General features: G+C 62.9%; 13 protein-coding genes. 7 read left to right on the top strand and 6 right to left on the bottom strand.

All coding sequences use genetic code 11. The features are described from left to right. Nucleotides 1-9 precede the first annotated feature (9 nt). Entirely contained in the window at nucleotides 10-1209 is a 1200-nt protein-coding gene (locus tag AB4851_RS05435; RefSeq protein WP_414448762.1) for a glycine C-acetyltransferase, read from the bottom strand. A 161-nt stretch (nucleotides 1210-1370) separates the two neighbouring features. Between AB4851_RS05435 and AB4851_RS05440 the strand changes: the two genes are divergently transcribed. From AB4851_RS05440 to AB4851_RS05450, 3 genes are all read left to right on the top strand, one after another. Further along, nucleotides 1371-1976 carry a helix-turn-helix domain-containing protein gene (locus AB4851_RS05440; protein WP_414440584.1) on the top strand — a complete coding sequence of 202 codons (606 nt, stop codon included), beginning with the start codon at nucleotides 1371-1373 and terminating at the stop codon, nucleotides 1974-1976. 82 nt (nucleotides 1977-2058) lie between these two features. Beyond that, a complete protein-coding gene (locus tag AB4851_RS05445; RefSeq protein WP_414440583.1) occupies nucleotides 2059-2445 on the top strand; it encodes a DUF2471 family protein in 387 nt (128 codons plus the stop codon). An 82-nt stretch (nucleotides 2446-2527) separates the two neighbouring features. Continuing rightward, a complete protein-coding gene (locus tag AB4851_RS05450) occupies nucleotides 2528-3571 on the top strand; it encodes a tyrosine-type recombinase/integrase (protein ID WP_414448763.1) in 1044 nt (347 codons plus the stop codon). 77 nt (nucleotides 3572-3648) lie between these two features. On the opposite strand, the gene AB4851_RS05455 is transcribed toward AB4851_RS05450, so the two are convergent. Continuing rightward, nucleotides 3649-4839, bottom strand: coding sequence for a DNA-binding protein (locus tag AB4851_RS05455; protein WP_414448764.1), 1191 nt, complete (start codon nucleotides 4837-4839; stop codon nucleotides 3649-3651). Nucleotides 4840-7187: 2348 nt separating this feature from the next. Here AB4851_RS05455 and AB4851_RS05460 point away from each other — a divergent pair. Further along, nucleotides 7188-8564, top strand: a complete 1377-nt coding sequence (locus AB4851_RS05460; RefSeq protein ID WP_414448765.1) for a replication initiation protein — start codon at nucleotides 7188-7190, stop codon at nucleotides 8562-8564. A gap of 242 nt (nucleotides 8565-8806) precedes the next feature. Here AB4851_RS05460 and AB4851_RS05465 read toward each other — a convergent pair whose 3' ends face one another. Together AB4851_RS05465 and parA are read right to left on the bottom strand one after the other, a co-directional pair. Beyond that, nucleotides 8807-9859: a ParB/RepB/Spo0J family partition protein gene (locus AB4851_RS05465; protein WP_414448766.1), complete on the bottom strand. Its 1053-nt coding sequence runs from the start codon at nucleotides 9857-9859 to the stop codon at nucleotides 8807-8809. Between the two features lie 24 nt (nucleotides 9860-9883). Continuing rightward, nucleotides 9884-10546 carry a ParA family partition ATPase gene (gene parA, locus AB4851_RS05470; RefSeq protein ID WP_414440579.1) on the bottom strand — a complete coding sequence of 221 codons (663 nt, stop codon included), beginning with the start codon at nucleotides 10544-10546 and terminating at the stop codon, nucleotides 9884-9886. Between the two features lie 253 nt (nucleotides 10547-10799). Here parA and arsC point away from each other — a divergent pair, with 253 nt between their 5' ends. Then, complete coding sequence (gene arsC, locus AB4851_RS05475) at nucleotides 10800-11156, top strand: arsenate reductase (glutaredoxin) (protein ID WP_414448767.1); 357 nt, start codon at nucleotides 10800-10802, stop codon at nucleotides 11154-11156. A gap of 350 nt (nucleotides 11157-11506) precedes the next feature. Further along, entirely contained in the window at nucleotides 11507-12061 is a 555-nt protein-coding gene (locus tag AB4851_RS05480) for an NADPH-dependent FMN reductase (RefSeq protein ID WP_414440577.1), read from the top strand. A 92-nt stretch (nucleotides 12062-12153) separates the two neighbouring features. Here the strand turns inward: AB4851_RS05480 and AB4851_RS05485 are convergent, their stop codons facing one another. Continuing rightward, nucleotides 12154-14451: an ATP-binding protein gene (locus tag AB4851_RS05485; protein WP_414448768.1), complete on the bottom strand. Its 2298-nt coding sequence runs from the start codon at nucleotides 14449-14451 to the stop codon at nucleotides 12154-12156. Nucleotides 14452-14575: 124 nt separating this feature from the next. Beyond that, a complete protein-coding gene (locus AB4851_RS05490) occupies nucleotides 14576-15469 on the bottom strand; it encodes an alpha/beta fold hydrolase (protein ID WP_414448769.1) in 894 nt (297 codons plus the stop codon). A gap of 312 nt (nucleotides 15470-15781) precedes the next feature. Between AB4851_RS05490 and AB4851_RS05495 the strand changes: the two genes are divergently transcribed. Next, the gene (locus AB4851_RS05495; protein ID WP_414440574.1) at nucleotides 15782-16114 is read left to right on the top strand and encodes a hypothetical protein; all 333 of its coding nucleotides are present in this window, start codon (nucleotides 15782-15784) and stop codon (nucleotides 16112-16114) included. Nucleotides 16115-16237 lie beyond the last annotated feature (123 nt).

The following is a 16237-nucleotide window of genomic DNA, read 5'->3' on the forward strand; positions in this document are numbered from 1 at the left end:
TCGTTCTCCTCAGATCACGCCGAGCGTCTTGCCGACGCGCACGAACGCATCGACGGCGCAGTCGATTTGCTCCAGCGAATGCGCCGCGCTCATCTGCGTGCGAATTCGGGCGCGGCCACGCGGCACCACCGGGAACGAGAACCCGACCACGTAGATGCCTTCGGCCAGCAGCGCATCGGCCATGCGTGTGGCGACCTGCGCGTCGCCGAGCATCACGGGGATGATCGGGTGTTCGCCCGGCACCAGCGTGAAGCCCGCCTCGCTCATGCGCTGGCGGAAATGCGCGCCGTTTTCGCGCACGCGCGTGCGCAGCCGCGCACCTTCGCCGCTGGCGAGCAGTTCGAGCACGGCCAGCGACGCCTCGGCGATGCTCGGTGCGAGCGAGTTCGAGAACAGATACGGGCGCGAGCGTTGACGCAGCAATTCGACGATTTCCCTGCGTGCCGCCACGTAGCCGCCCGATGCGCCGCCCAGCGCCTTGCCGAGCGTGCCGGTGATGATGTCGACGCGATCGGCCACGCCGCAATGCTCGGGCGTGCCGCGCCCCTGTGCGCCGATGAAGCCCACCGCGTGCGAATCGTCGACCATCACCAGCGCGCCGTAGCGGTCGGCCAGGTCGCACACGCCCTTCAGGTCGGCGATGATGCCGTCCATCGAAAACACGCCGTCGGTCGCGATCAGCTTGAAGCGCGCGCCGGCCGCATCGGCCTCCATCAGCTTTGCTTCGAGATCCTGAAGATCGTTGTTCTTGTAGCGGAAACGCTTGGCTTTCGACAGGCGCACGCCGTCGATGATGCTGGCGTGATTCAGCTCGTCGCTGATGATCGCGTCTTCCTCGCCGAGCAGCGTCTCGAACAGGCCGCCGTTCGCGTCGAAGCAGCTCGAATAGAGGATCGTGTCGTCGGTGCCGAGGAATGCGGACAGCGCGGCTTCCAGTTGCTTGTGCACCGTCTGCGTGCCGCAGATGAAGCGCACCGAGGCCATTCCGAAGCCGTCGCGCTCGAGGCCGGTGCGTGCGGCCGCAACCAGGCGCGGGTCGTTGGCGAGGCCGAGATAGTTGTTGGCGCAAAAATTCAGCACACCGGCGCCGCCGGCCAGCGTCACGTCGGCGGCCTGCGGGCTGGCGATCTCGCGCTCGGTCTTGTAGAAACCGTCCGCGCGGATCTGGTCGATTGTCCCGCGCACGTGGGCGAGGAAGGCATCACGCATCTGTTCGCTCCTGAATGGGTCGTGGCGCGCGGCGCTTGCGCTCGTGGCGGCGGCCGCGCGGCCTGCTACTGTTATAGTCGCCCGTTGGGTTTATCGTATTTTTCCTGTATTTCGAACACGAGTTCGAGATATCGAACGGACTCTAAGCGAACGGAATCTAAATGGCAAGTTCTTCCGGCACGCGCCGCGCGTCGCTGCCCCCGGCCGACGCCGCCACCACGCCACCGCGCGTGGGCGAGACGATCCAGCGGTTGCGCAACGAACGCAAGCTCACGCTCGACGACCTGTCGCGTGCGGCCGGCGTGTCGAAATCGATGCTCTCGGAGATCGAACGCGACAAGGCCAATCCGACCATCGCCGTGGCCTGGCGCCTGACCAACGCGCTCGGCATCAGCCTCGACGAGCTGTTCGCACCGCCGAAATCGCCGGAAACGATCCGCGTGGATGGGCAGCACGACATTCCGACGCTGGCCGGCCACGACAGCCAATATCAGTTGCGCGTGTGGGGGCCGATCGAGCTGGCCGGCCGCTTCGAGTGGTACGAATTGACGCTGCCGGCCGGCGGCGCGTTGGTGTCCAACGCGCACGAGCCGGGCACGCGCGAGCACTTGACGGTCCTGGCCGGCTCGGTCGAAATCGAGGCCGGCAGCCACGCGCGCCGGCTCAAGACGGGCGAAACCGCGCGCTACGCGGCCGACGCGCCGCACGCCATCCGCAACGCCGGCCGCGGCGAGGCCAAGGCCCTGCTGATCGTGATCCATCGCTGAGATCCCGCGCCCGTCCTGTCGTATCCGGCAGTTGCGCAATGTACTGTATGTTTGTACAGTACATGCTCACGAGGGAGCCGCTATGACCGAACAGGACCTGGCCGCGCTCAGCTTCAAGGCTGCGGCGCAAGATATGGAGACGATCGTCCGCGCAATCGCCACGCGCTACATCCGGCTGGAAGTGCCGCTGACCTGGCGGCTGCTGCACGCCATCGAGGCCGAAGCGCTGGCCGATCTCGGTTTTGCCGCGCGGCACGACCCATTCATCCGCTGCCTGTTCGAACGGCCGGTGGATTTCGAATTTCCCGAAACCGACGATCCCATCGACGTCGCGCAATCGAATGCCTTGCCGGCGGTGTTGTCGTACGCCGTGGCGGCGTTCGAGGCCTCGCTGCGGCAACCGCTGCTCGGCCCAGCCGATCCGGTGCCGACCTCGCGCCCGCGGCGCGTGCGGATCTGGGGCGGCTGAAACCGCGCGGTCGGAGCGAGTGCCCCTGGATATTCACGGCGCGATGCACTACGCTCATTTAGCAACTAACGGATTAACACTCATGTCTCACCCAACACCTTCCCCTGCCGGAACGCACGCGAGCGCCGAACGCGATCTGTTCGACGGCAGCGAAGCGGACTGGGTCGCCCAACCGGATGCGTCGTTCGACGCCTGGCTCGCCACGCAGGATTTCCGCCGTTCGTCGGCCGACGTCTATCGTGCGCAGTGGGGTGCGTTTCTGACCTGGCTCGGCGAACGGCAGCAAACGCTGGCCACTGTCGACACGCAGGCGATCGCCCGTTTCGTCGGCGAGCTGCCGATCAAGAAAACGCAACGGGTCCGTTATTTACGGTTGATCGAGCGCGTGCTCGATCACGTGCGGCGCAACGAATTCGGCTCGACCAACCCGGCACGCTTCATCGCTCAGGATGGCGAAGCAACGTGGCGCCGCGCACGCGATAACGAGCCCACCAGTTTCCTGTTGCCGTCCGAACGCGCGGCCTTGCTCGCCTATCTGTTTTCGCCATTGCCGGCGGCCGGCATGTCGCAATGGAAAGAGCGCCGCGACCGGGCGCTGATTGCCGCATTCCTGGGCGGCGGATTGAAAACCGGCGAAGCACGCGTCATTACCATTAGTTGCATTCAAACCGGCGAGCCGACTGTGCGGATTCCGTCCGCCCATCCGGATTTCGAGCGCGAAACGCATCTGTCCTCGTTCGCGATCGCGCTGTTCGATGCCTGGCTGGCCGAACGCCGCCGCTGCAATATTCCCGGCGAATTGGTGTTTCCGTCTTCGCTCGCCGGCGGGCCGATGCACAAGGCCACGATGCTGCGCGCCGTCGATGCCATCATCGAGGCGGCCGACATCGCCGCGTCGCGCGTCGAGCGCGCCAGCCCGCAAACCCTGCGCAACACGTTCGCGGCCGAATTGTTCGAAAACGGCGTGGAGCCGGAGCGCGTCGGCCATTGGCTCGGCTTCATGCAACCGGTGTCGGCCAATCGCCTGCATCGCGCCTGGCGAACCTGGCGGGAAAATCTCGAAAAAGTGTCGAACCGCACGGACGAATCGGTAGCGTTGCCGGCCGAAAGCCTGCGTCTGGCCTGAATCCGTGATCGATCAGGTCCTGCAAGACCTCACCTTTGGCCTCCCGTTTTTCCTCACCTTTCGCGCCACAGCGCATATCAACCGGCCCGTCTATTGAACTGTGCGACGGCTTCGAAGCGCGAAGCACAGTCGCCCGACGTGTGGTCGCACTCGGGGCACAGTAATTCGAAGCCGTCGGACGTGCTCGAGAGTTCCGGTTCGCCTTCTTCGCACTTCGGGCAATGCGCCGGCACGCCGATATGGGCGTCCACCGACACGCCGATTGCGGCAAACGCCGCTGTGTCGAGCTGACCGGCGACGGCCAGGCGCTGCAACAGCGCCGCGATTTCGGGCGGTATGCCCTGTGCCGCGCGCAAGGTTTCGATTTCTCGCGTGGCGGCGCTCAGTTCGTCACCTTGGCTGCGCAGTTGTTCGTCAAGCCGATCTGCCCGCGATTTTGTCGCGCTCAATTGCTGCAGGAATTCGAATTCCTTGCGGTTCACGTCACGCAACCCCGCCTGATACGTGCCAGCCATGCTGCGCAGCGAATCGAGCTCGACAAGCATCGGTTTGACGCGGCGTTCGGCCTCGGCCACCGCATCCTTGATTTGCTGCGCGTAATGTTCGGTGTTTTGGCGAGATTCGACGTGCAAAGCGTCAATTCTTTCCCTTAAAGACGCATTTTGTTGCTGTTCGGCTTCGAAACGCTTGTTCAGCAATTCGTTTTCGTTCTCGAGCCGTCGGGTCAGCGCTTGCAGCGAATCCTGATGCGCGGCGCCGTGGGTCGAGGCCGTGGCGCGCTCGATTTCGGCTTCGGTGAGTTTCGCCTGCAATTGTTCCGCACGGTTCTCGCTTCGCGCCAGTGCGGCTTCGAGCGTTTCGTGGCGAATATGTGCGTCGCGAACCTGCTGCGCAGCGGCCGCGATTTCGTCGGTTGCGGCTTGTCGTTCGCCTTCAAGTGCCACCCGCGCTTCGCTCAACGCGGCTTCATAGAGTGCACCGAGCAATTCTCCGGCTTTTCCTTCGAGCGATTTCGGTAAGGCGCTGCCGTCGAGGCGCACCTTCGATGCCGAACGGATTCGCTCCCAGAAAAAATCGATGTCTTTCGGAATGTCGCTGGCGCTGCCTGTTTGGGTCAGGTCACGCACATTGGCGGCCGACGGTCGGATGCCGAGATCGAAAAAGAGGCGCTTGCAGGCGTGCAGCGAGAGATCTTGCCGGCGCGCACCGCTGTTGCGCAGGGCATCGAGCTCGTCGCGTATCGATTGGCGAATGTCGTCGAGGGTCATGAGGGAAGCCGTAGGAAAACACGAATGTGTCAATCATAACGAAACACGTATCAATTGATACTGATCCGTTCGAAATACCACAGTGGTGCTGTACAGCCTGGCTTCTTGCGTTCCACAGTCGCGGTGGATCCATCTACCTCATGAAAATCCGTGAAACAAAACGAAGAATCGAGGCTAAGCCATTGTTTCTATAGACCTAAGCTGTGCTTTCCAAATATTTGGGGATGTTTCACACAGCGGAGGTGGAAGAAGGAAGATGTTTCAGACGACTCGCGGGGCGCCTAGTAGAGAGTAATAGAAGTAAACACCCTTGAAACCCTTGTTAAAAACGTTAACGCCACCGCACAGCCTTACTGGACAAGGGATTCCCGCCGATCAGGTGAAGCTTTACGGGATGCATGGTGATCTTTTCCGGGACGCGAAGTGATGGAGTTCGGGGGCGAGCGTGAGGGCTTGCGGGAAAGATCGTGAGCGGATTCAGGAGCACAGCATTTTTGGCCTGGTATGAAAGGTGAAGCTTTTCGGGAGGCCTTGCCGGGGCGATCCCGCATGGTGCCTGAATCGAACGGTTCTGTGACGTAAACCCATAGGTGAGGCTTTGCGGGGGGCGGGTCGAGGCCGAATTCCAGCGCCGATTTGCCCATTTATTGGGCATAGGTGAGGTTTCTCGGGACCCGGCGGCCAGGTGACGTGAGCTTTTACGGGAAAAAGTACCGTATTTGGGCGTCTTGAGGCCCGGCACAGGCTTGAGGTGAGGTTTTTCAGGAGCCGATGCCTGCAATTTCAGCGCCAGCTCGGCCAGAGGTGAGGGATTTCGGGAGTCGTGCGGAAGTCGCCAAAAATAGGCTGAGGTGAGACTTTTCGGGACCGTTTCACAGGCCAAAAAATGCATAAGGTGAGGCTTTTCGGGAGCAGTGGGCGTCCACTTAGCCGTAAACCCGCGCCGATACAGGGATTTACGCTGTGCTTTTCGCCGCAAATTTCGTGACAGGTGAGATTTTTCGGGGGCATTGGGGGTGGCCAGGATCTCGACGCTTGGCGTTGAGGTGAGCATTTCCGGGATCTTCGAGAAATGGCTGCTGCATTGCCTGATACGGGTTAAGTGTATGAAATTATTGATGATTTTATCGCCTCTCCTTGCCAAGGTGAGATTTTTCGGGACGTTCGGAACGCGCTTCGGTGATCGGCTGTTTGTGGCAAAGGTGAGGCTTTTCGGGATCGATGGCGCTGTGAGGCCCCGTATGTCGGTGCTTTCGCCTGGATGCCCCGGGTCACCTGTGATTCGCGAAAGGTGAGATTTTTCGGGAGCTGTTGTGCGGATGTGGTGGCGATGGGTTGTTTCGAGAAGCCGTGAGGCTGTGGACAACCCTTGCTGGCAGGGCGTTTGGCGGGTTTGGGAGGATGGGACGGGGCTGTCGCGCGGGGCTGTGCAAGGAGAGCGAATCGCGGCCGAACGAGAGGCGGTGGAGCAGATTGGTGTCGAGAGTGAGGCGCGTGCTCACTCCAGGGCTGAGGGGCCGCCCAACGGTGAGGCCGATGGGGCACTGTGAACTCCCCGGGGAGAGCCCTGTGAGGGCGTGCCTGGTTCCGTTACGTTCGAGGAGCGCTATGGGGCCGTATGACGGGCTGGTGAGACAAGGCGAAGGCCCTGGCATTGCCGCAGGCTTGCAGAGGCCGACCGAGGGCGCCGTGCGAGAGCGAAGACACACTCGTGATCTCTCACAGGAACGGTGAGCGGGACAAGCCTCGGTCGGGAACCGGTTCGCTTGCATCGGTGCGACTTGCGCCCTGTGGAGCGGGAGCAGCGTGCAACGGCTTGAGGGTGAGCTTGCCGTGACGCCGCCAGGGCACCGTCACCTGTGTCGGGCCACGGCGCGAGTGGCGATCTGGTGGTTCGAGCGTTCCCGATTGCGTCGGTGATGCTTGCATCACCTCGGTAGCCCGCCGCGCGCACGGCCGGCGCCGCGATCCTGTGCCCACAGCACAGCGCGCTTCCTCGGATAGCGGACACAGCCCTCCGATTGCGCTCATTTATCCCGCCACTGCCCTGATTTCCTGTGCAGAATTTTCCCCGGATGTCCACGAGAAAATTTTTAAGGTGAGGAAATCCGGGAGAGGTCTCGACGGCTTCGGATCGGTGCGGCTATCATGCGCGTCCGCGTCACCCGCGACAGCAAAGGTGAGGCGCGCACGGTCGGCTTTTCCACCGGTGAGCTTTTGCAGGAATTCGCTTGGGGTGAGGCGATGCGAATCGCCCGACTTCACCCCCCAAGGTGAGTTGGCGTGTATAGACGCGTATCACCACAGTCGCTATCCTTGCGGGAAACTTACCCTGTCCGATCCGAAGCATGGCCACGACCACCAAGCGCGCGAAGAAAACCGATGTCGATGTGGTGAACGCCAGCTCCGCCGAGTTGCGAAAGGCGGTCGAGGCGATCGCCATCCAGCCCAAGAGCGGCAAGATCACCCTGCTGACGCGCAAGCTGTTCAACGTGCTGCTCGCCGTTGCCCAGCAAGCCGACGATTCCGGCGACACGTATCGGGCCTTGCTGTCCGATATCGTCGCGAACTCCGCCTTCGATTCCAACGACACCGCGCTCGTCAAGGAGCACCTGCGTCGCATGGTGTCGGTCCAGGTCGAGTGGAGCACCGGCACGTCGAGCCAGAAGCCCGGTCGCAAGTGGGGCATTTCCACGTTGATCGCCGATGCGGAAATTCTCGAAGATCCGGCTACGCGCCGGGTCTGGGTGGAATTCTCGTTCGCGCCGAAGATCAAGAAGAAGTTGCTCGACCCGGTGCAGTACGCTCGCCTGAGCCTTCAGTTCCAGAGCCAGTTGCGCAGCAGCGCCGGCCTGGCGCTCTATGAAATCTGCGTGCGCTATCTGACGAACCCGAGCCATCTGACGATGCGCGAGCCGTGGGAATGGTGGCGCCCGATCCTGTCGGGCACGCCCGATACGGAAGCCGGCGACGAGGCAAAGCGCGAGTACAAGTATTTCAAGCGTGATTACTTGCGCCCGGCGATCGCCGAAGTCAACGCGGTCACGAACATCTTCGTCGAGTTGATCGAACATCGCGAAGGCCGGCGCGTGGCTGAAATCCAGTTTCGCGTGTCCGAGCGCAAGCAGCCGATGCTGGCGCTCGACGAGCATCCGAACGTGTTCGACAGCACGCTCGTCGACCGCATGGTCAAGCTCGGTATCCCGTTGAAGGAAGCGCAAACGCTCTACGCCGACAGCGAGGAAAACCGGATTCGCGCGGCCTTGCAGATGACCGAGCAACGCATGCGCAGCACGACGTTGCCGCCGGTGCGCAGCGCCGGTGCCCTGTTCAAGGACGCACTGAAGAAAGGCTATGCCCCGCCGGTGGCCGATCCCGATGCGCTGCCGGGTACGGCCGCGGGCAAGCTCACGTCGATGGCGTCGGGCGCGGCCGACGATCCGAAGGCGCGCCTGCGTGGCGAATACGATGCGTACCGCCGCAAGGAAGCCAAGGCGCTGTACGAGGAACAAGGCGACGATGCGCGCGATCTCGCGCGCAACTCGTTCGAGACCGATGTGCTGCCGGCGCTCGGCTCGCATCTGCGCGACGACTGGCGCCGACGTGGTCTCGAATCGAAGCTCGTCGAAACGTCATTCTTCGATTGGCTTGCGCTCAAGACCTGGGGCGAACCGACCGACGGCGATCTGCTGGCATTCACGTTGACCCACTCGCGCGCGGCCTGATTTCACGAGCCGCTGAATCGGCACCTTGCCGATCGATGGCGCCGAAACGCGTAGCGAAATATCCGGAGGCCGAACCCTGCGAATGGCAGGCTCGGCCTTTGTGCTTTTTGCGGTGCCGTGCTGTCAACGTTGTGCGGCGGGTCCGCTCCCCTTCTTTACACCACAAAGAAAAACACCCCGAGGTCCGATCGGACTTCGGGGTGTTGGCGGAGCCGGCGCCAGTTATCAGGCGCCGTGCTCGCTCAGTTGAGCAGCATCTTTTCGAGTTGCTGCAAGATTTCGTCGCGCTTTTCCCGCGACAGCCCACGCAGACGCAGCTCGAGCCGGTCGTCGCCGTAGGACTTCAGATCCCCGACCGTCGAACCGTTCATCTTGATCTCGTGGCGTTGCGCGTAACGTTGCCGGCCGGCCGGTTTCGTATTCTCCTGCGCGTTCGCCCTGCCCTTCACGATGTCGGCCACCTGGCGTGTGCTCAGGTCGTCGGCCAGGATTTTGCTGATCAACCGCAGCGTGGCATCGGTACCGCGCGCGGTGTGATACCGGCCGACTTGATACGCCATATTCGAACCGAAACGGTCGGTGCGCGCGACCATCTCCTGCATCACGGCTTCCGGCAATTTGCCGATCGAGAGCGCGACGGCAATGGTCGATTCGTCGATGCCGAGGTGCTCGGCCAGTTCCTTCTGGCTCTGGAAATGGCTTTCTTCGATGAAGCGTCGCCAGACGACTGCGTTATCGAACACCGTCTGTGAATCGCGTTGGACGTTCAGGTCGTAGCCAAGCTTGTAGCTTTCGATGCCGATCGGGATGTCGATCACGATCGCCTTCACCGAATCCTTGTTCGCTTCCTTCAATGCGCGAACGCGGCGGCCGCCGTCGCTGACGAAGAACATGCCGGGGTTTTCATAGTCGGGGATCACGTGGATCGCCTGCTGCTGCCCCTGCTTTGCCAAATTGACGGCCAGTTCGGCGATCGACGACTTCAGATAGAAGTGGCGCGGATTGAACGGGCTGGACTTGATCGCCTTCAGCGGCAGCTCGATGATCTGGCCTGACTGATAGTGGTTCTCGCTGCGCCACGCGCGATATTGCGCGGATTCGTCGGCCGACTCCTCGGTCGCGGGCGTTGCGACGATCGTGACGGGGATGTCCTTCTTCGGTGCTTTTGCCGGTGTGGACGTGTCCGATTTCACCAATCCGTCGATCGCATTGAGCCGATCGAGCGCCGTGCGCTTCTCACTGGTGGTGGTATCGGGGCGCGCCTGGAAGCCTTTGGCAAATTGGGAGGGTTTCATTCAGGGTCCTTTATGCGCATAAACTCAGGGCAGCATGGCGACGATTTCGTCGGCACATGCGCGAACTTCTGCTGCGGCAAGTCGTGCGCCACGATCGTTCATCTGCAGGACGGTCTGCCCCAGCGCCATCGCCTGCTTGTAAGCTTCGCGCGTCGGGATTTGGGTCTTCAGCAGCGGGAAGCCAAGTTCTTCAATCGCACGCTTCAGCTCTCGCGTCAGCATGCGTTTCTCTTCGGTCTTGTTCAGCAGGAATACCGCGCGCAGGTCTTCATTCATGACCTGCGCTTGCTGGATCAGTTTCACCAGGCCAACGCTCGACCAGTAATCGGCCGGCGACGACGACGTCGGAATCACGGCAACCGTGGCTGCCAGCAGCACGACACCCGAGACCTTTTCGGTGATCGACGGAGGGCAATCTACGACGATGATGTCGTAGTCGTTGATGAACTTCTTGATCTCACGGTGGATCTGCCCACCGGCTTCAGCGAGGTTGACGACCGGAAACGGGATACCGTTGTCGCTCTCCCCTGCCGCGCTCGACCAGTGGATGAGTGTGTTTTGGCCGTCGGCATCGACGACGAGGACGCGCTTACCTTTCTCATGAAATGCCGCGCCGAGGTGCATGGCGATAGTACTTTTGCCCACACCACCCTTCTGCTGAGTGACCGCAATGATTTCGGCTGCCAATTTTCACTCCTGTTTTGGTCGTCGAAATTTTACCCGATGAATTTCTTATTTCAATCTTTAAGTGTGTGTCGGCTCAAGATTTAGCCATTCGGGGGAGGTTTATGCGCATAAAGATGGCTGGCTTGGCGCCTGTCGGCAGTTGGCTCGCTGTATCGATGGTGGAAAATGGATCGGTTTATGCGCATAAACTGCCCTCCCCTGCCGCATCGCTACAATAGGCGCCCATCCTGTTTTCCTTGGCGAGCCCACCTGAATGATCACGATCTACCACAACCCACGTTGTTCGAAGTCCCGCGAAACGCTGGCGCTGCTCGATACCTTGAACAAGGCTGGCGAAGCCGTGCGGGTCGTCGAGTATCTGAAGACGCCACCGACCGTCGCCGAGTTGAAGGTGCTCCACGATCAACTCGGGCGCCCGCTGATCGACATGGTTCGCGACAATGAAGCTCCGTTCAAGGATTTCGGGCTCGGCGCTGAAGGCGTCAGTGATGCCGCGATTTATGAGGCAATCGCCGCCAACCCGATCCTGTTGCAGCGCCCGATCGTCGTGCGCGGCGGCAAGGCCGCGATTGGCCGTCCCCCGGAATCCGTCGCTGCCTTGTTCGAATAATTCTTATAGTTTTTAAAAAACTGCTGCGTCGGTCCGAAATCGCCCGTCGCAGCTTTCTCATCCGTTTTCTTCCCCCATTTTCGACCTGATTTCCCACCGCATTTCATCGTCAAACTTGTGCGCTATGCTGTCCCGGCGCAGGGGGCTGCTGCCACGATCGCCGGGGCAATACCGATTTCCTGGCATGCGCAGCCGAAAAGTTATCCACAGTTTCTGTGGAAAACCTTGTGGAAAGCCGGCCCCGATCGCCCGCGGGTCAGGACTTGCGCTGGTTTGCCTGTAAATGGGCCGCTACGGCGCATTCGCGAACGAATCCGGCCGGATTCTCAAATGAACGGAAGGAGAACGTGATGACTTATCGAATTGCCGTGGTTGTCGGAAGCCTGCGACGCGAATCGTTCAACCGGGCGCTCGCGAAGGCCGTGATCTCGCTGGCCCCCGACGACTTCTCGTTCGAGTTCGCCGACATCGGTGCGCTTGCCCTCTATAGCCAGGATTACGACTCGGCGTTTCCCGCCGAGGCCACCGCGTTCAAGCAGCAGATCGAAGCGGCGCAGGGTTTGCTGTTCGTCACGCCCGAATACAATCGCTCGATTCCGGGCGTGCTGAAGAACGCGCTCGATTGGGGTTCGCGTCCGTGGGGACACAATTCGTGGAGTGGCAAGCCGGGGGCGATACTCGGCACGTCGCCGGGCGCGGCCGGCACGGCGCTGGCGCAGCAGCATCTGCGCAATGTGCTGGCCTACCTCGATATCGCGACGCTCGGCCAGCCCGAGATGTTCATCAAGCACGATACGAGCCGCATCGATGCGGATGGGAAGATCGTCAACGACGACACGCGAAAATTCCTGCAGGCGTTCGTCGATCGCTACGTGGCCTGGGTGCGCCGTCACGCGAGCGTCTGACCTGACCCGGGTTCGTGCGCGGCGGGCGTTGACGGCAAACCCGCTTCAGCGTCCGCGCGCTGCGCCACGAACGCAACGAACCACGCCCCCACTCAGGCCCTGGCCGCAGCCTTCCGCGCATCGCGCGCCTGCCGGATCTCGCGCAGCAATTCATCGAGCAAACCGATATCGAACGGTTTGGACAGCACACGCGCGCTGACGCGCCGTGTGCGGTCCAATTCTTCCGCATAGCCGGTCACGAGGATCACGGGCAGCGCGCCCGGGCGGCTCTCGATCGCTTCGGCGAGATCGATGCCGTTGAGCTTGCCCGGCATGTGAATGTCGGAGATCACGAGTTCGAACGGGCGCGCGTCGTCGTCGGGATCGGCGGGTGCGTCGATCAGCACGAGCGCATCGTCGGCGTTCGCCGCGTAGGTGATGCGGTGGCCGAGCAGGCTCAACAGCGCTTCGGTGCCGGCCGCCACATCGCCGTTGTCCTCGACGAGCAGAATTCGCAGGCCTTCGTTCGGCGCTTCGGCGTCGGGCGCAGCGGCTTCGAGCACCAACGGCGCGGCCGCCAATACGCCGTCGCTTTTGCTTTCGCCGGCACGCGGCAGATACAGCCGCACGGTCGTGCCCTTCCCCACCTCGCTGTCGATCGTCGCGATGCCGCCCGAACGCTCGCAGAACGCGAACACCTGCGGCAACCCGAGCCCGGTGCCCATGCCCTTCGGCTTGGTCGTGAACAACGGCTCGAATGCATGCGCGAGCACCTCGGACGCCATGCCGTTGCCGGTGTCCGACAGCGAGATCCGCACGAAATCGCCAGTCAGCGGAAAGCGATCCTCGCGGCGAAACGTGATGTTCTGCGCGTCGATCGTGAAGCGCCCGCCGCTCGGCATCGCGTCGCGCGCGTTGACCGAGAGGTTGATCACCGCGAGTTCGAGTTCGGCGATGTCGACGCGAATCGGCCAGATCCCGGGCGGCATCTCGATGATCAGCGCCGATTTCGAACCGAGCGAGGTTTTCAGCAGTTCGCGGCACGACGAGCCGAGCCATTGCGGCACGTCGATCGTCTCGCTGCGCAGCGGCTGCTTGCGTGCGACGCCGAGCAACTGCCGCGTCAGCGACTGGCCGTTCTTCAACGCGCGCTCGATGGCGGTCAATTCCGTATCGATCAGGGCCGTGCCGCGCAACCGGACGATCTGGATGTTGCTCGAGATGATCATCAACAGATTGTTGAAATCGTGCGCGACGCTGCCCACCAGGTTGCCGAGCGCTTCCATCTTGCGCGACTGGCGGTAGGCGGATTCGATCGAGCGCCGCATCGATGCTTCGGCCTGCCAACGATCCCACGCTGCTTCCTCGACGCGCAGCCGCTTCAGCGACAGCCAGATCACGCACCACAACGCCAGCGACGGCGCGAACATCGAGATGAACAGCACGCTCAGGTGCTCGTACCACGCGCCCCAGATCGCCGAGGTGCGATACGCGCAGGTCACGTAGACGGGATAGGAGCCCACCTGCCGATACGCGACGATCTCGTTCGAGCCGTTCTCGTGCTCGACGTGGATGATGCCCGAGCGCGGATTGCGGGCGTCGGCGTTGACGAACGGCGCGTCGTGCTCGTCGAGCTTTTCGTCGCCGGTGTCGGGCGGCGGCGGATACGAGGCGAGCACCGAGCCGTCGCTGCGCGTGAGCGCCATCGACATCGGCGATTTGTCGCCGCCGAGCAGGTCGCGGTAGAACGCGTTGAAGTACGAGGATTTCAGCGCGATCGACACCATGCCGGCAAAGCTGCCGTCGCTGTGAAGGCGCGGCACGCCGGTGTTGAAGACGAGGCTCGGCGTGGTCGAGCGCAGCGGCCCGTGCATCGGCCGCGAGATGTGCTCGATGACCTTGCCGTCGCGAACGCCGATGAAATCGTCGCGGTTCGCGATCGACGCGTGCGGCGCCGGGTAATAGAGGCTGTTGGCGAGCAGCATGCCGCTCGCGCCGAAAATCGACACGGCCGCCACCTGCGGGTAGCCGCCGCCGATCGTGTTGAGCGTGTCGTGGATGTCGGCTTCGGCGTTGCGGATGGCCGGGTCGTCGAGGTCCTGCACGAGATCGACGATGCGCGCGTCGAGCGTTTCGGTCAGGTCGAACACCTTCAGCGCGTGTTCCTCGGCGACGCGCACCGTGCGCATCGTCACGTCGCGCGCGGTGGCTTCTCGCGCGCGCAGGTCGTTGTACGCCATCACGGCGACGTAGACGCACGGCAGCACGATCGCCGCGGCGAGCAGGATGATCAGCGTGATGCGGCGTACCGCGAAATCCTGCTCGGGCGCGCCGCTCGAAAACGACGCCTCCTCGTCCTGCCAATCGGCGGCGGATGATGAGCGTGTGGCGTCGTGCCGGTCGGGCGTCATGATGATGGGAACCGCAGCGTGGGATGGCCTGTATCGAATGATCGCCATCATAAACGACTCGCGGGCGGCCCCCGGCGATTCCGGGCATTCCCGTGCGATGCGCGCGGCGTGCGCGTGTCGGGCGTCAGGCGGCCGCTTCGCGCGCAATGGCCGCCAGCCGGTCGGCCAGCGCCTGCGGTTGCGACAGGAACGGCGAGTGGCTGCTGTCGAACCGGTGAACGCGGGTCGGTCGGGCGGGCGTGAACGCGTCGGCTTCGGCGATGAAGCGCTGCTGGAGCGCCGGCAGGATCACGCGGTCTTGCGAGCAGGCGATGTAGTGCCGCGCGATCGCGCCCCAGCGCGCCGGCGTGGTGACGATCGGGGTGGCGAACGGCGCGGCCGGCACGTCGCACGACAGCAGGCGCACCGCTGCGCGGCACGTGGCGTCGTCGACATCGGCAAACAGCGCTTCCTTGAGGCGGGCCTGGTAAGCCGGGTCGCGGCTGGCCGGATCGATGCGCAACGCGCCGACCGCGCGCGGGCTGGCGCACATCAGCGAGGCCAGCATCTCGCCACGGTTTTCGGGCGCGCGTACGTAATCGAGGCCGTCCACGCCCGAGGCCGGCATGAAGGCGCTCAGGTAAACGATGGCCGCGATGCGCTCGGGCGCCCGCTCGGCCGCCGCCGTGATCGCCAGCCCGCCCATGCTGTGACCCACTAGCACGACGCGTTCGTGGCCGAGCGCGCAGGCGCGCTCGATGGAATCGAGAACGTGGTCGGCGTAGGCGTCGAGCGTGACGGCCGCGACCGGCGAGGGCTCCTGCGCGAACGCGTCGAGGTCCGTCCCGCCGAATGAATCCGGATAGCCGGCACTCACTCCATGAGCGGGCAGGTCGCGCGCGAGGCTCGCATGGCCGTGCGCCGCGAGCGCCGCGGCGACCCGTTCATAGGCCCATGCGCCATGCCAGGCGCCGTGCACCAGCACGAATGGCAGACGGGCTTCGTCACGAGGTGCGCGGTGCGGATCGGAACCGTTCAAAGGGGTGTCTCCTCTCGTTGGATGGGGCGGCCGCTACGTGGGATCGAGACGCGATTGTCGGCGCGATTGCCGGTTCCCGCCAGCAAATCCGGCTTCGATGTGAATGTCCACTAACATCAATCAAACCCGCCGCGAGACGGCGGGCGATACCGCGCTCTATCTCGAAAATCGGTGAATTTCGGGCATCAACATGACAAAAAGCTTTCATTTTCGTGAAGCTGTTTCCACCACACCACAGAATGACAACGTGCCTATTCCATTCCTACCGCATCTCGCGCTAATTTTCGGAGTCCCCCTTCATGAAGCCGCGTCATGAATACCGACTACTTCTTTTATCGCCGCCCCGAAACGCCCGGTCCGTATTCGCTCGACGATCTCGGTGACATTGCGCCGTCGATCGCGGCGGTCGATGCGATTCGCGATGGAATCGGGCTGGTGATCAACGGCCTGGCCTGGCGCGAGTCGGATGCCGTGCCCGGCGCCTGGTTCGGCGAAGGCGGCGCGACCTTCCAGTTCACCGCCGATCTCGACGGTCAGGTCACGAGCTTCATCGGTTCGCGCCTCGATCGCCGGCAGGTGCTGCAACTGGCGCGCGCGATGGGCTTGATCGCCCTCGATCTGCAACGCGACATGGTGTTCGCGTAAGCGGCCGAGCCCGCGCCCGACAAGCGGCAGCGGGTGTCAAACATTGCTATACTTCCCGCCATTTCCGGCCATCCGCCGGTCAATCAAGCCTGTCTGCGCGCATCGTTCGCGCATCTAGCACGC

The sequence above is a fragment of the Burkholderia sp. 22PA0099 genome (genome assembly GCF_047497165.1).
In the GTDB taxonomy this organism is placed as follows: Bacteria; Pseudomonadota; Gammaproteobacteria; order Burkholderiales; family Burkholderiaceae; genus Burkholderia.

What these genes read in the sequence shown, in the direction of transcription:
- AB4851_RS05450 (WP_414448763.1), top strand. Translation starts at nt 2,528, where the DNA reads ATGTCTCACCCAACACCTTCCCCTGCCGGAACGCACGCGAGCGCCGAA.
- AB4851_RS05465 (WP_414448766.1), bottom strand. Translation starts at nt 9,859, where the DNA reads ATGAAACCCTCCCAATTTGCCAAAGGCTTCCAGGCGCGCCCCGATACC.
- AB4851_RS05445 (WP_414440583.1), top strand. Translation starts at nt 2,059, where the DNA reads ATGACCGAACAGGACCTGGCCGCGCTCAGCTTCAAGGCTGCGGCGCAA.
- AB4851_RS05495 (WP_414440574.1), top strand. Translation starts at nt 15,782, where the DNA reads ATGAATACCGACTACTTCTTTTATCGCCGCCCCGAAACGCCCGGTCCG.
- AB4851_RS05485 (WP_414448768.1), bottom strand. Translation starts at nt 14,451, where the DNA reads ATGACGCCCGACCGGCACGACGCCACACGCTCATCATCCGCCGCCGAT.
- AB4851_RS05435 (WP_414448762.1), bottom strand. Translation starts at nt 1,209, where the DNA reads ATGCGTGATGCCTTCCTCGCCCACGTGCGCGGGACAATCGACCAGATC.
- AB4851_RS05440 (WP_414440584.1), top strand. Translation starts at nt 1,371, where the DNA reads ATGGCAAGTTCTTCCGGCACGCGCCGCGCGTCGCTGCCCCCGGCCGAC.
- AB4851_RS05480 (WP_414440577.1), top strand. Translation starts at nt 11,507, where the DNA reads ATGACTTATCGAATTGCCGTGGTTGTCGGAAGCCTGCGACGCGAATCG.
- arsC (WP_414448767.1), top strand. Translation starts at nt 10,800, where the DNA reads ATGATCACGATCTACCACAACCCACGTTGTTCGAAGTCCCGCGAAACG.
- AB4851_RS05460 (WP_414448765.1), top strand. Translation starts at nt 7,188, where the DNA reads ATGGCCACGACCACCAAGCGCGCGAAGAAAACCGATGTCGATGTGGTG.
- AB4851_RS05455 (WP_414448764.1), bottom strand. Translation starts at nt 4,839, where the DNA reads ATGACCCTCGACGACATTCGCCAATCGATACGCGACGAGCTCGATGCC.